Here is a 15,069-nt window from a genome sequence, read left to right on the forward strand (position 1 = left end):
ATGTATTGCTAAAACACACAGACACCTGATTATCAATATTTTATATAAAATTAAAAATAATAATTCATTTAATTGAACTTAAACCAAAACACAGCGCGTATAAAAAACTTCGTCGTCTCTTATCGTTTTATCACCGCTACTTTTTCCGATAGCAAACATTTCTCCGGCTTTAAGCACATCATTATTGTATGTCGAAATACCTATGTTCAAATAATAGGATCAATATGAGCTGACCAGGATCATCCTATACAACGAAAATCAAATAGTTACCGGATATACTTTTCCCTTATAAAATTTAGTTGCACTTAACCTAAATAAAGCTAATGAATTTTTTTCAAATGATTGTGATTCTCTATGCTGAAAGGAAATCCAGAAAAACTATAGATTATCCTCTCTGTTACAACAGCGGAAAACATTTCCATCTGGTCGTTTAAAATTTTGAAATCTCAGATCCTGATACTTTTTTTGGAAATGATGAAACTTTCTGAGAGCCTGCCAAGGTAGGAGCGCTTTATTGGATATTTGAGTTAGAATAAAATAATAAGCGTGCTGTTTTTGGAATAAAATGAAAAAGGGAGCTATCCATTCCGGACAACTCCCTTTTTTTGATCAATAGCTTTTTCTGGTGGTATTATACTTAAAAAGGATCTGAATAAATCGTAGCATTAATTTTAGCATTCTTTGCTACCGAATAGCTATTGTATCCATAAGCAAGATTCCTGTTTGTTATATTATATACAATAAAATTAAAAGGAATATTGGATGGTACTTTTATTGATACAAAACCATTGGCATCGGTAACACCTTTAAGCGTTGACGAATTGATCACTTCAAAAACATTGCTGGAATTAAGGATGATTTCATTAACCGGATAAGCAACTACGCCTACGTTCTTCAATACAGTTCTGTAATCTTTTGTGGATATGAGCGTGAGGTTTAAAAGGCCTGAAAATTCAGACACATTTATACTCTTTTTCTTATCTACATCCGCAACAACCTGAATAAATTCGTCAGTACGGTACCTCACTTTATTGATCCTGGCAGTATCGCAGGTTACAAGATAATTGTTAGGCAGCAGATCAGGGAAATACGCTACGCCATCCTGATCTGTTCTAATTGATCCAACCAACGCACTTGGGTCAGGGTAGTTCGTATTTAAACCAAGTTTTGCATCATACAGTGAAACTTTAATACCAGCTAAACCTTTCCCTGCATCATCCACAAGTTTATAACTCAGTTTGCCAGAATTTACCCCATCAACCAATTTAACGTTGGTAATCTTTTTACAGGAGAGTGTCAAAATAAACAGCCCCATCAGGACCATGATTTTACATTTCATACTATTATAAAATAAGCAATCTTGCAACCAACTATAGTTGATAGATATTCATAGAATAATTGACTGTAGCATCTTTTTGAACCGAAACGCTACTGTTATAATTGTATGATGCATTTGTAACCGTATTATACAGGTATATTGCGTACTGCTTGTTTGAAGGAATTCTGAAAGTGATCAACCCTGCATCGTTTGTCGCTCCTGAAAAATCGGCAACTTTTAAATTGGCAGCAGTCGTTGCAGCGTAGTTGAATTTATTTGAAGGAATCATAATCACACCTATATTTTTTAATGGTTGATTATTATTGTAAGATCTAACTGCAAGCGTAAATGTTCCTGAAAAATCTGTTACCTTGGTTTCTTTAGCTTTATCAGCACCAGTAATCACCTGAACATATTCCTGAACCATGTAGGCAACATTATTTACCTTTGCAGAATCAGCAACAAGTAAGTAATTGCTTGGATTGAGATTGCCAAAATCTACCAAACCATTATGATCTGTTAAACGGGTTTCCAACAGAATGTTGTAATTAGCATAGTAAGTGTCGGTACGGTCAAATAAAGATACTTTTACATTTGCCAATCCTTTACCGGCATCGTCGGTTAGTTTGTAAGTAAGCTTTCCGCTGGTAGAAAGTTTAACATCAACATTGGTCGTTTTTTTGCAGGAGATAAATACCGCTACAAGAAGAATGAAGAGGGTTAATTTTGATTTCATATACATATTTATTTTATTTTGGCCGCAAATATAGAATAATGACTGCGTACTTATGGGATAATTTTTAACCAATTTAAAGACAAATCTGATAATCAGGAGCGTTAGAATTTCATGAGAAAAAAATGAAGTATTTTTGGCGTTGGTCCGTCTTCACTATCAAAACCCGCTTTGGCGCAGGAATATGCGATAGAGCAGAAATCGCCCACAAACAAGATCACATCAAAACAATGGCAAGAAAACAGTTAAACAGCGGAAATGCACCGGGCGTTGAATTATCAAAAGCAAAAATAAACAGAAAAAGTTTGGACAATGTTGCCCGTTTGCTCACTTATCTGAAACCCTATCGCGGCAAATTCATTGCAGCGCTGTTTTTTCTCTTTTTATCAAGTTTGGTTGGGCTGGCCTTTCCATCTTTTATCGGTGCATTGATTGATACCGCACAGGGTAAACACTCCAATGGTTATTTGCCGGATACCATACCGAAAATCTTAATGTTGGCCTTTATTGTATTGGCCTTACAGGCGGTGGTATCTTATTTTAGAATTTTATGGTTTGTCAATGTAGCAGAACGTTCCCTTGCCGATATCAGGCGCGATACCTATTTCAAGTTGATCACCTTGCCGATGAACTTCTTTTCCAACCGCAGGGTTGGGGAGCTCAACAGCAGGATCTCTGCCGACCTGTCGCAGGTTCAGGATACCTTAACCACCACCATTGCTGAGATGTTACGGCAGTTTGTATTGTTTACAGGTGGCATTGTTTTGATGGCCATCATCTCGAAAAAACTGGTTTTTACCCTGCTTTTGATTTTACCCCTGATGATTGTGTTTGCGGTGTTGTTCGGGCGGTTTATCAAGAAGATTTCGCGCCAGGCCCAGGATAAAATGGCCGAATCAAACAGCATTGTTGAAGAAACCCTGTCGGGCATATCAAATGTAAAGGCTTTCGTAAATGAAGCCTTTGAAGCCGCACGGTACAGGAATACCATCCGCGAGGTAGCCGATATTGCCATTAAGGGAGCCAAATTCAGGGGCATGTTTGTTTCCTTTATCGTGCTTTGTGTTTTTGGAAGTGTACTGGGGGTGATCGGTTATGGCTGTATCCTGGTCAGTCACCAGGAAATTACCTTCGGCGAACTTTTAAAATTTTCACTTTATGCGATGTTCCTTGGCAGTTCCCTGGGAAGTTTTCCCGAACTTTTTGCCAACCTGCAAAAGGCTGTAGGTGCCAGCGAAAGGGTGCTGGAGATATTGGGAGAACAGGGAGAAGCAGTATCGATAGTTGAAAAGGATAATGTGACAAAACAAAAAATAGCCGGGAATCTTGCTTTTAAACACATTAATTTTGCCTATCCTTCAAGGCCTGAAGTAGCGGTGTTAAACCAAGTATCTTTCGAAGCGAAAGCCGGACAAAAAATAGCTATAGTAGGTCCAAGTGGTTCTGGTAAGTCGACTACGGCAGGATTGATCCTACAATTTTACCATCCGCAAAGCGGCGAAATCCTGTTTGATGGCAAACCAGCCGCTGCCTATTCCCTTACGGATATACGGAATCAGATCGCGATTGTGCCACAGGATGTAATGTTATTTGGCGGAACGATATTGGAAAACATCGCCTATGGCAAGCTAAAGGCCACAACAGCAGAAATTATACAGGCGGCTAAAAGGGCAAATGCGCATGATTTTATCAGTGCATTTCCAGAAGGCTACGAAACCGTTGTTGGAGAACGTGGCGTAAAACTATCGGGCGGGCAACGCCAGCGCATTGCCATTGCCAGGGCACTGTTAAAAAATCCGTCTATATTGATTCTGGACGAAGCCACTTCTTCGCTCGACTCCGAATCAGAACGCCTGGTGCAGGAAGCACTTGAAGAATTAATGAGCGGACGGACGTCTATCATCATCGCGCACCGGTTATCTACCATTCGTGAAGCAGACAGGATCCTGGTGCTGGAAAAGGGGCAGATTGTTGAATCGGGTACCCACCAGGAACTCATGAAGACTGAACAAGGACTGTATAAGTACCTGAGTGGCTTGCAGCTCGATGCGCAACAATCATGAAACAGAATATAAAAAAGGAGGCATTGAGCGAGGTTCCATGTTAATTTACAGTTGCGGATGATGATTTGAACTATAGCTCATTGGCTGATTAAAACCTTAAAAACCCTTCCTGATGCTTTAAGAAGAGCGTTCACGTTACATTGATTTAGCCCATAAAGATATGGATGGGGAAGGGGCAACCGGAAACAAAACAGCTTCAGTTATTTACCCGTTCAATTTTAGCACTGTTGCCCATGGCTAGATGAATAAAATTAATTTGATCTACTCCATGAAATCGAATTACAATCGCTGGAAAATGATCAATCTGTAGCAGCTTCCCAACGTTTGGTACAAACCCTAATAAATTGCGTTAATATTGACCTTACAGAAAATTTATAAGCTCTTTTTTGTCCGTTTTACCATAATTTTAGTATATTGTAATCACCCAAAAAGACGAGTACCCAAATCATCCATCTGAAAAACGATACTCCCAAAAAACACTCAAAAATCCACCTTCACCCCACATTTACCCCGCGTTTGCCCCACGTTTGAGCCACCTTCCGGCCAGGCTTGCGTGGTACCTGCTTGCACACTGCTAAACACTTACTTCGGTAGAGCTGTAGCCCTGTTATAGATCAGGCAGATCAAACATTTACCTCGTTTTGAATGGAAAGGTTTACAATGGGTAAATAAAAGGTGAAGAGCAATTTGGCCTAGGGTATTGCTGGTGTATAGCTGTATCGGATCAACGCGGAGCAATAAACTGCTGTTTGGGATTTTAGCATCATGAAATAAATCCTTTTGAAATAAAATGCTCCAACGAGCAGGGAAGGATTTAAGTGATCCCGCCGGGATAATAACGTGTTTTTAAGTTCCATTAGGTGAGCAAATTATAAATTTGACGTCAATGTATTTTCAATTAGGACACCCATAAGATTTGATATGTTTTGGCCGATTTTGAAAGAACAGATGTTAGTATAACGAATACTTAATTTGCTAGTGTAAACAAAACTAGGATGAATAAATTAAATAGCTAAAGCATTTTTTAAATTATCTACTACCAATAAATGATTGTTTGGGTACTTAAACTTGTTATTGATTGGAAATCCATGAATGCTTGCGCAGGTTTAAATTTTACGGAAGCTTTCTGTTCTATAAAGGGTATAAACTTAATGAACTTGCCAATTTTGAATTTATCCAATAACAAAGTACTAAACGACCATTACACGTAGAAGGGAGATACTAATACGCCTAATTACTTCCTGTATGATTGGGGAAAAGTCATTTTTTTGCTGGCTCCAATATATATTCCCAAAATTTCTATTAACCAGGGTAGAGGAATCGGAATGAATACTAATCACCAATCAAAAACTTAATGGGCAAAATGGTACAAAGCTTCTTTTTTATCCCCTTTATTGTTGCACCGTTCAGAAATTTCATCGCTCTCACTATTCGCATGGCCTCTTTGTCCAACCTAACGTCAACTCCTTTTTTGATAGCAATTGCCTCCACTTTTCCGTTCTGATCAATAATAAGTTGAACCTGTACTGTACCTTCAGTTTCATCTGCTAGCGCGTCACGGGGATAAACGATTCTTTTGCTAACGAAAATGCTCAAATTCTTTTCTCCCGTAGCCAGTTTTGGCGCGATATAACCTGCACTGTCGTTGTCGGAAAATGAATAACTATTGATCCTTTTGAAATCTAAATAGGTTGCAGTATCGGCCTGGCAAAGATTATCGCTATAGTCGAGTTTAAAATCGTAGTCAAGCGCTTCGCTACTGCCGTACAAATTGGTATATAGCCACTTACCAATGGGTTCCTTATCTCGGTAACTTTCTCGGGAAATCGTTTCCTTATTTTTGAGCCGAACGATTTCAATAGTTGTTTCTCCTTCTGAACCTTTAGTTACCGTTTTTGCATAAAGCGCCCTTCGTTCACTTGTTTTTTTGCCCAAGTAACTGTTTTCATAATAAGTTGTTTCTACACTTTGCGCGAACGATACCGATACCAGGAGGTAGAATACAAAAATGAGAATAATTGAGCGCATAGTTCATGTTTGATTGATTCAAAAGTAAGTTTTTTAAAACAAAACTAAAACCGTTGAAGATGCTGATACTTACAAATTCTGGAGTATGAAGATTTGTTTGCCGAAATCAAAGTTCAATATACCATTAGTCGTGTAAAAAAGCTAAAAGTTCAGATCAGCGAGAAAGTATAACGGAAGTTCTTGTTAAATAACGAACTTATTAAAGATGCCCCAAAAAAGGTGTCTTTTTTTTGAAAACGATAATACCTTCCTATTTGAACATATTTTAAAAAAAATTTTGATTTTGGATAGAGCTAAGGCTAACGTTATGCGTGATTATACAAAACAACAAATTAATCTTTAAGCTAAGTGAATAACGAATTGCTAGATAAATACTTTAGCGGACACTGCTCTGAAGAAGAGCGACAAATTGTAGAAAAATATCTCTTAAGCGAAGACATTCAGGTTCTTGACCAGTTTAGCTAATCAAAATAGGAAAATGTATCTAATGAAATTCCGAACAAAGGCTCAGAAAGGATATTTGCTGGATTTAAAGTATGTTTTCTGATAGATGCATTAATTTAAAGAAATCTAAAGATTTAAATTATGAATGGAAATTTTGAGGGGGCGATCATTTCAAACCCGTTGCATTTTCGATATTAGGACTTTGTCACTACCCAAACAATTTGAGCGGTTCATCTTTTGCTAAGAATTTCAATATCCCTCCTCAGTAAGGATTTATTTACCAATGAGTTTTTATTATCTTGCTCCTCCAAAAAAATCTAAAGTTTCATCTTTAAGGCCATCGTATATTTGTTTTAACTAATGCGGTGAAAACGGAAAATGGATTTGAATTCGAAGTTTATATTTAGTCAGAGAAAAGGGACTTGATGCGCAACATCCTATAACCAAACTAAAGGACTAATGGTGCTCGAAACTGAGCTGTAACTTTCAGGTTGTTACTGGTATTTCTGAAAATCACACTGTGCTTTTTACTTAAATGCCTCGATTATTTATCGATTTGATGAAAACAATTCGTACTTAATTATCTTGTATATTTTTATTTTATTAAGCTTCATACGCGTTATTTTTAACTGTACAGTACTTGTGAATTGCACCAACTGGTTGACATGAATGTTTTAAATTAATAAATAGTTGTATTTATCTTTACAGGTTAATTCGTTCCCTAGATTAATCTTTAACGATTATATTAATTTTTTTGAATTGCGATCATTGCTTTCAGGAAAATAAAATTGCTCAATCTAAAATGCTGGGGATGATAAAAATCATAATAATTATCGTGCTTTTGGTCTCGGTACTGGCCGGTAGCTGTAAGAAAGAAGAGGTTAACAATAATTTCAAGTGTAAGGTAAATGGCGAGGTTTGGCGACCCAGAAATACTAATCTGAAATATGGTCATGAGGCTGAAGCGCATCTAATTGATGAAGGAAAAACGTTCTTTGTTTCTGCTTACCAAGAAGGAACTAGACAGACAATTTCGTTTGCCATATTTTTAGAAGGTGAGGTAGCACTTGGAAATTATAATCTAAACGGGCTTAAAAATACAGCCGATTACGAAGATAAAAGTATAAATCTAAAATTTACTGCCCAATCAGGTTATACTGGTATCTTTCAAATCCTAACGCTGGACAAAGCAACTAAAACAGTAACTGGAAAGTTTTCTTTCAAGGCACTGGAGAACAATACCAAAGCAGTTGTAGATATTTCTGAAGGGGAATTCGACCTGATCTATACGACCTATTAATCTAGTAAATCATTAACAAGGCGTAAGTTAAAGACGCTGGTCATCGACCTGAGGGGAATCCGGGCGGAAATTTAGTTTGGCCGGCGAGGTTTTATAGTCACCTGATCGATTCCCCTAAATATTTCTACAGGCTTCCGGAGGAAATAAAAAAGCAGAAACAGCTGTATGATAATCATAAAATAAGGGTTTGGGTGGATAAAAGTCGAGGTCAGCCTTCGAGTTGATCTCGCCTCACCAATTGACATTTAAGGGTAAGATATATGTACTGATTGACGGTGGTACTTTTTCGGCAGGCAGTTTACTGGCTGCGAATTTAAAAGCCCTGAAAAATATAACATTTGTTGGTGAAGAAACTGGTGGCAGTAAAAATGCATGGACGGCTTTGACACTGAAAAGCCTTAGCCTGCCTGCGAGCCAACTGTTGCTCCGTTATGGTACGCTTCCTGCTTATTTTGGTGACATTACCCGTATTGATGGCAGGGGTGTGATGCCGGATGTTCCGGTTACGTACGTGGTGGATGATTATCTGGCCGGTAAAGATTTGGAATTGGATTGGGTGTTGAAGGATGTGGAGAAGAATATGGACGGGGGATAGGTTTAAGAGTGATTTGCTTTGGGAAGATGATGTGGTGAATGCTGATCTGGATAGGGTATTTGGGGACGATAGGGATAGGTTTAATTTAATGTTTTTACTGGAAGAAGTAGTATAAGATGATTTTTTTTTCTGGGCGTGCCCCTGAAGGGTCGCGTCTTGGCCTGTATCTCCCTGCGGGAGGATGCCGCTGCAACCGCTCACGCGTTTTTTTTGAAGGTTGATGATGGGAGGTGTGCCAGGATGGTATGCAAAAAGGTAATCATATGTTTCACCTTGGTATCCTGAAAAGCATCAAAGTATTTTGCCATGCGGGGGAGCTTGTCCGATTTGGCACTATTAAATACCGGGCTGGCCGGACTTAAATTCCACAACAAATCGTGCGAAACAAAAGCGTAGGGAATAAAATGTTCCACTGCAAAACCAGCTTTGTAAAGTTTCTGGTTGGTATAAATGCAATCGACACCGCCTACCTCTTCAATAACCATATCCCATACTATACGCTGTTTTAACAGACTGTTTCTTTTTGCGGGCTTAATTAACTTGTTTGGATATCGGGTACATTGGGGTTATGTCTTTGCAGGTAAACCTATCTGAAAGCAATATTTATACGTCTTCTTACGGTTAACCGTAAGGAGACTGTCGGCTTAATCTGATCTTTGCATCAGTTAAATAATCAATATTAATCGACAATTGAAAAATGCTTTTCCAATAATCTTTTCTATTTTTAGATTAAAACAGGAACTAAATTATATGGCAATTAATCTGCAAAAAGGACAACGGGAAAATTTAAAGGCCCCAAAATTTACGATCGGGCTGGGCTGGGACATTAATAGTTACGGTGGCAATGACTTTGATCTCGATGCATCTGTATTTATGCTGAGCGAAAACAAAAAGCTGATCAGTGATGAACATTTTATATTCTATAACAACCTAACCTCACCTGATGGAGCACTGGTTCATACAGGTGATAACCTGACAGGTGAAGGCGATGGGGACGATGAGGCGATAAATGTTGATTTATCCATTGTGGGCCCTGCAGTGAGCGAGCTGTGCATCGTTGTAACTATCCATGAAGCGGAAGCGCGCAGGCAGAATTTCGGACAGGTCCGCAATTCATTTGTACGGATTGTAGACCAAGATGGCGTAGAGGTATTAAAGTACGAATTGGAAGAAGATTTCTCAATAGAAACCGCAGTTGAATTTGGAAGGATCTACCGGCGTAACGGGGAGTGGAGGTTTGAAGCTGTCGGCGTTGGAATGAAAGGCGGCCTCCAGGAGTATATTAACAGGTATCAGTAACCTAATGGTACTGAAATGCGACCGTACGGGAAGCTAACAGTCAATATAGATTATCGACAAAGGTTAACATTCGATCTGATTTGGAAATGCAGGTTGAAGTTGGTTATCTTAGTGGCTAGAGCAATGCAGGGTGCGTCTATTTTTCTTGTTATTTCTGCACGCTAAATTAAGGACTCTTATTACTAATATTCATGGATTTATCTATAGTCAACGTGGCCGGTGCAGGCGAACGGATTTCATATTCTCGTGTGGATGATGATGCCGCTTTGGTGGGTAGGTTAGGGGACGAATATCAAAACTTCTTAAATCTGAATGGCCAGCAGGTTCATATTCTGAACCAGTTATGGTATCCCAATAACAATTTCAGTAGTATCCCGTTCTGTAGGTCGCAGATCGTAAAGCTTTTTGTGCTTATCCTGGATGACCTGTCCTATAAATACCAAAAGCAGGGGACGGCCATCGAAGTGGAGTTTAATACAGTGGCAGACCTGATGACTCGGAACCGTATAAAAAATGGCCTTAATGATTATAACTATAAGTATACGTTGTTATCCTCATTGACGGATATACACTACAACATTTTTAAACATGCCGAAAATGCGCTCAGGGTTCACTACGGCCACACCAGGAAAATAAATACGGATTTGAATATCAGCGATGAAGAGGTTTTAGCGGAATACCATACCAGGATCGCCGATAAACTTTCACAGGTACTGCTGGTATGGATACCAAGGGTGGATATGCCCGACAGGAAGACTGAGCGGTTGTTATATGCGCAAAGTCCGGGAAGATGGAGGCCGGCTTTTGAGAAGATCAGCAAAGAGTTTATAAATAATACGGCCAGATATATGGATCTTGTGATGGATCTTGCTGAACTGAACAGTTCCAACCCTTCGCTCGAAATGATCTATTACGAGGCATACAAGGATATTTCTTCGGTGGACACCCAAGCAGCTTTGACGTTATACATCCATTACATCTATGCCGACCTTTTATCCGATACCTTCGATAACCGTCCACTGAACAAAACCAACATAAAACGGCTGTTTAAAACGCAAGAACAACTTCTTGATTTTCAGGTTATCATCGAAAATCTGATTGCCAGCCGGGATATCAGCCAGGCGCTTGCGGCGGTTTCGACATTGCTGATTCCCAAACGGAAGAAGATTTCGCTCAACGCTGAGGCGATCGAGGTGATCAAGCAAAGACATTCCGGGACGGTCGAGCTGTTGAACAAATACCTGCAGGATGAAGAAGAGTCTGCAACTTTAACTCAGGTTGTTTTAGCGGTGGAGATACCGGCGCCTGTTGTATCATCTGCAGGTGGGGCAGGGAATGTTTTTATTGATTCCGTTAATCTATCCTCCCTTCAATGTGATGTCCTCATTCATTTTAGCAGAAACAATTTTGCCGTCCCGCAATCAGCGATCGAGGAGATGGCAAGGAAAAGGGGCGCTTTTAAAAACCAGCTTATAGATAGTATCAATGAAGCCTGTTTTGAGGCTATCGATGATGTACTGATTGAGGAAGAAGAGGATAATTATGTGATTTACGAACAATATTATCAAAATATTTTAGCAAAATGATAGAGAATTTAAAACCCAAAGAGGCTACCGCGATCATCAATTCGCTAATCGGCGGAGTAGTACCAAAGATCGGGATACAGCATATTACTGTGGGAAGGTCAGAAGAAATCAATGCCGTGGTCGCGGCCCTTGAAGATGTGAAAAATGGGCATAGCATGGTCAAGTTCTGGATTGGGGATTTCGGTTCTGGTAAGTCTTTTATCCTGCACTTGCTCAATACGGTTGCCTTAAAACAGAAATTCGTGGTTGCCAAAGCCGACTTTACCCCGGACAACAGGTTGTATGCAAATGACGGGAAAGGACTTGCACTATATTCCGCCATTATGGATAATATTTCGATCCAGACTAAACCAGAGGGTGGAGCTTTGCCGACTTTGCTCGAGAAATGGATTGAACAGGTATTGACCAAAACTGCTGAAGAAAACCAGCTTGCTTTCCATGCGATGCGGGATGAGGCTAATCTTCCGTTGGTGCAGAATGCGATCATGAAAACGATCAATGATCTTTCGGACAGCGGTGGATTTGATTTTGGAACAGTGGTGCTGAGATATTATCAGGCCTACATCTCTGGAGATGATATGCTCAGAAGGAGTGCGCTGAAATGGTTAAAGGGTGAATATACAACAAGGACCGAGGCAAGGCAGGATCTGGGCGTGCGAGAGATCATCAGTGATCTGAACTATTATGACATGCTTAAGAATTTTACCAAGCTGTTCGTAAGTATGGGTTATAGCGGCTTTATGATCAATCTTGATGAGGCAATCAATCTGTACAAGATCTCAACTGCGGCCATGCGGGAAAAGAACTATGAGAAGATCCTGAGTATTTATAATGACTGTTTTCAGGGAAAGGTGTCCAACCTGTTTTTTAATTTTGCGGGTACCTCTGAATTTCTCCAAAATGAACGCAGGGGGCTGTTCAGCTACAATGCGCTAAAGACAAGGCTCGAGACCAATAAGTTCGAGACTGCCGGGATCAGAGATTTTGCCCAACCGGTAATCAGGTTACTGCCACTGGATAACAATGAGATTTTCGTACTGCTTAAAAAACTCAAGCTGGTCTTTGATTTCAACTATAAAACAGAAATCAATATCAATGATGACGACATCCTCAGTTTCATGGAAGAAATGTTCAATAAACCGGGGGCTGACGAATTTTTGACACCAAGGGAGGTGATACGTGATTTCCTAAATATCCTGAACATACTGCGTCAAAACCCGGAGCTAGATAAAAACCGGCTGTTTTCGCAAGTACAGATTTCCGATGAAAGGCCTGATGATCTTATTTTAGACGGAATCGAGGAACTGTGACAGCATTTGAATTATTATCGCCCGCGGTAAGAAAGTTTGTAAGAGATAAACGCTGGGAGAGTTTCCGCGATATCCAGTCGGCTGCGATCAAAAGGATTATGGGCAGTGACGACCATTATATTTTAGCTTCGAGGACCGCTTCAGGTAAAACCGAAGCGGCTTTTCTTCCGATTTTATCCAAGGTTGATTTCAATCAGCGCGGGGTGGCAGTGCTTTATATTTCCCCGCTGATCGCACTGATCAACGATCAGTTCATGCGGGTGGAAGACCTGTGCAGTGATATGGAGATTGCGGTAACCAAATGGCATGGGGAGGCAAACAGAACGCTGAAAAATAAATTACTCAAGGAACCAAGGGGCGTAGTACTCATCACACCTGAGTCGCTGGAGGCGATGTTTATCAATAAACCTTATGACCTCAAGAGCCTTTTTTCCAATTTAAAATATGTGGTGATTGATGAAATCCATTCTTTCATCGGCTCTGACAGGGGTATTCATTTAAAGTCGCTGCTCTCCAGGTTGCAGGGCGTCAACTTTGGTGGCTTTTCGATAGTGGGTTTATCCGCGACTTTGGGGGACTTCTCGGAGGCTAAAAAGTTTACGGGTAAACCTGAAAAGACAGTGGTGTTAAAGGATCCGGCCTCGAAAGACCTTGATGCTGTTTTTAAGTATTTTGAACAGACAGGATCCAGTTTGCCGCTGGATTTGTTAAAGGATCTTTACCGGGAAACCAGAGATTCCAAGACATTGGTTTTTCCAAACAGCAGGGGTAAGGCGGAAGAGGTTGCGGTAAGTTTGATGAAAATTGCCGAGCGGGTAGCTGGCCACCGCAATTATTTTTCGCATCATTCTTCTGTCGATAAGCAGGTAAGGGAATATGTGGAGGAATTTGCAAAAAGCAAGATAAGAAGGAATTTTACGATCGCCTGTACTTCAACGCTCGAGTTAGGGATTGATATTGGTTCGGTGGACCAAGTGGTGCAGCTGGATGCGGCGCATAGTATCGCCTCGCTCATCCAGCGCGTGGGAAGGAGCGGACGTAGGGAGGGGGCTAAAAGCAAACTGCTGTTATATGCCACTAGTTCATGGAGTCTTTTACAGTCTCTTGCTGGTTGGCTATTGTATCTGGAGGGGTTTATTGAGCCTCCGGAAATTATTGACTATCCTTATGATATCCTGTTGCACCAGGCGCTTTCGGTAGCAAAGGAGCGTTTGGGGATCACAAAAAAGGAGCTGATAAGGGAACTGAAGCACAATTATGCCTTTGGCCTGATCGAAGAGGAGGATATCTGTGAAGTTGTAGAGCACCTGATTGCCATTGATTTTTTAGAAGAGCTGGGAGGGGAACTGATTATCGGGGTTGAGGGGGAAAAGATTGTCAACGGGCGAGATTTTTATACGGTCTTTAATGCGCAAAGGTATTATAAGGTAGTGAGTTCTGGTACTGGGATCGGCCAGATTCCTCTAACGGCGCAGGTGAGGGAGAGTGAAAATATCCTGCTTGCGGCGAAGATCTGGAAGATCAGGTTTGTGGACCATGACGCTAAAAAGATTGAGGTGGTGCAGACAAATGATGGGAGGAAGCCGCTGTTTTTTGGTGAGGGCGGGGATGTTCATCCGCGGATCCGTGAAAAGATGATGGAGATCCTTTTTAATGAGGAACATTTTCCGATGCTCGATGAAAATAGTGCCAGGGAGATTGATAAATTACGCATGGAGTTTCATGTGTTTCCGCTAACCGACCTTCATGTGCAGCGGCCCATGCTTATAGGGGCAAAGGAACTTGCGCTTTATTCGTTCACGGGGTCACGGATCAACAGGACGCTTTCTTTTCTTTGGGGTTTGAGTGGGGTAGAGGTCCGTCTGGATGATGAGCAGAGCTGCTTCGGTGTGGAGGCTGCTATAAGGGATGTTGGGGATTTTAGTAAACTGCTTGTCCCATCTTTGGATGATCTTGATTTTCATCTTGAGAATTTCATGTATGCGCATCCGGATATATTGTCTGGCTCTAAATGGGCGGCTTATCTTCCTGTTAAGTTCCGGTTGAGGTTGTTGAAGCAAAGATATTTTGATTTTGAGGGGACCGGGCGGTTTAGTGAGGTTAAGTGGGTGGGTAATAAGCAATAATGGCTGTTCTTAAAATTCCCATGTTCTTTTTAAAATTCCAAAATATACTCCCCGCATGATATTTCTTATAAAGAAATCCTGGATGTATCCTATAGTATTCTTGTAAGTTGATGGCGGTGATGTGACCATGTGATCGACAAACGATTTAATAATAAGATATCCAGCAAATAAACCCAAAAATATCACTATCCCTAAAAAATATCTATTTCGCTTTCGTGTGAATGTAAAATTCAACAATGCAACAATACTGTAAAATAACGTGATATT

General features: G+C 40.4%; 11 protein-coding genes. 7 read left to right on the forward strand and 4 right to left on the reverse strand.

The annotated features are described in order from the left end of the window. Positions 1–637: 637 nt before the first annotated feature. Both ACIQXP_RS17870 and ACIQXP_RS17875 read right to left on the reverse strand, forming a co-directional pair. Positions 638–1,339 (reverse strand): carboxypeptidase-like regulatory domain-containing protein, encoded by a 702-nt coding sequence (locus ACIQXP_RS17870; protein WP_387506477.1) that lies wholly within the window; start codon positions 1,337–1,339, stop codon positions 638–640. A gap of 31 nt (positions 1,340–1,370) precedes the next feature. Beyond that, on the reverse strand, positions 1,371–2,054 hold the full coding sequence (locus ACIQXP_RS17875; protein ID WP_293742138.1) for a hypothetical protein: 684 nt from the start codon (positions 2,052–2,054) through the stop codon (positions 1,371–1,373). A gap of 227 nt (positions 2,055–2,281) precedes the next feature. Here ACIQXP_RS17875 and ACIQXP_RS17880 point away from each other — a divergent pair, with 227 nt between their 5' ends. Continuing rightward, positions 2,282–4,114: an ABC transporter ATP-binding protein gene (locus tag ACIQXP_RS17880; RefSeq protein WP_387506479.1), complete on the forward strand. Its 1,833-nt coding sequence runs from the start codon at positions 2,282–2,284 to the stop codon at positions 4,112–4,114. A 1,332-nt stretch (positions 4,115–5,446) separates the two neighbouring features. Here the strand turns inward: ACIQXP_RS17880 and ACIQXP_RS17885 are convergent. After that, on the reverse strand, positions 5,447–6,142 hold the full coding sequence (locus ACIQXP_RS17885) for an energy transducer TonB (RefSeq protein ID WP_387506481.1): 696 nt from the start codon (positions 6,140–6,142) through the stop codon (positions 5,447–5,449). Between the two features lie 1,255 nt (positions 6,143–7,397). Between ACIQXP_RS17885 and ACIQXP_RS17890 the strand changes: the two genes are divergently transcribed. Both ACIQXP_RS17890 and ACIQXP_RS17895 read left to right on the forward strand, forming a co-directional pair. Beyond that, positions 7,398–7,886 carry a Riean_0653 family protein gene (locus ACIQXP_RS17890; protein WP_293742141.1) on the forward strand — a complete coding sequence of 163 codons (489 nt, stop codon included), beginning with the start codon at positions 7,398–7,400 and terminating at the stop codon, positions 7,884–7,886. 238 nt (positions 7,887–8,124) lie between these two features. Beyond that, entirely contained in the window at positions 8,125–8,481 is a 357-nt protein-coding gene (locus ACIQXP_RS17895; RefSeq protein WP_387506483.1) for a S41 family peptidase, read from the forward strand. 197 nt (positions 8,482–8,678) lie between these two features. Here ACIQXP_RS17895 and ACIQXP_RS17900 read toward each other — a convergent pair whose 3' ends face one another. Then, entirely contained in the window at positions 8,679–8,966 is a 288-nt protein-coding gene (locus ACIQXP_RS17900; RefSeq protein WP_293742142.1) for an HNH endonuclease domain-containing protein, read from the reverse strand. A gap of 265 nt (positions 8,967–9,231) precedes the next feature. Between ACIQXP_RS17900 and ACIQXP_RS17905 the strand changes: the two genes are divergently transcribed. The 4 genes from ACIQXP_RS17905 (at position 9,232) to ACIQXP_RS17920 (ending at position 14,802) form a co-directional block, all read left to right on the forward strand. Further along, positions 9,232–9,780 carry a TerD family protein gene (locus ACIQXP_RS17905; RefSeq protein ID WP_293742143.1) on the forward strand — a complete coding sequence of 183 codons (549 nt, stop codon included), beginning with the start codon at positions 9,232–9,234 and terminating at the stop codon, positions 9,778–9,780. Between the two features lie 191 nt (positions 9,781–9,971). Then, positions 9,972–11,366, forward strand: coding sequence for a tellurite resistance TerB C-terminal domain-containing protein (locus ACIQXP_RS17910; RefSeq protein WP_387506486.1), 1,395 nt, complete (start codon positions 9,972–9,974; stop codon positions 11,364–11,366). Beyond that, entirely contained in the window at positions 11,363–12,676 is a 1,314-nt protein-coding gene (locus ACIQXP_RS17915) for an ATP-binding protein (RefSeq protein ID WP_293742145.1), read from the forward strand. The genes ACIQXP_RS17910 and ACIQXP_RS17915 overlap by 4 nt, the downstream gene beginning before the upstream one ends. Beyond that, the gene (locus ACIQXP_RS17920; RefSeq protein WP_387506489.1) at positions 12,673–14,802 is read left to right on the forward strand and encodes a DEAD/DEAH box helicase; all 2,130 of its coding nucleotides are present in this window, start codon (positions 12,673–12,675) and stop codon (positions 14,800–14,802) included. Before ACIQXP_RS17915 ends, ACIQXP_RS17920 begins: the two co-directional genes overlap by 4 nt. Positions 14,803–15,069 lie beyond the last annotated feature (267 nt).

The sequence above is a fragment of the Pedobacter suwonensis genome, from assembly GCF_044762335.1.
GTDB lineage: Bacteria > Bacteroidota > Bacteroidia > Sphingobacteriales > Sphingobacteriaceae > Pedobacter.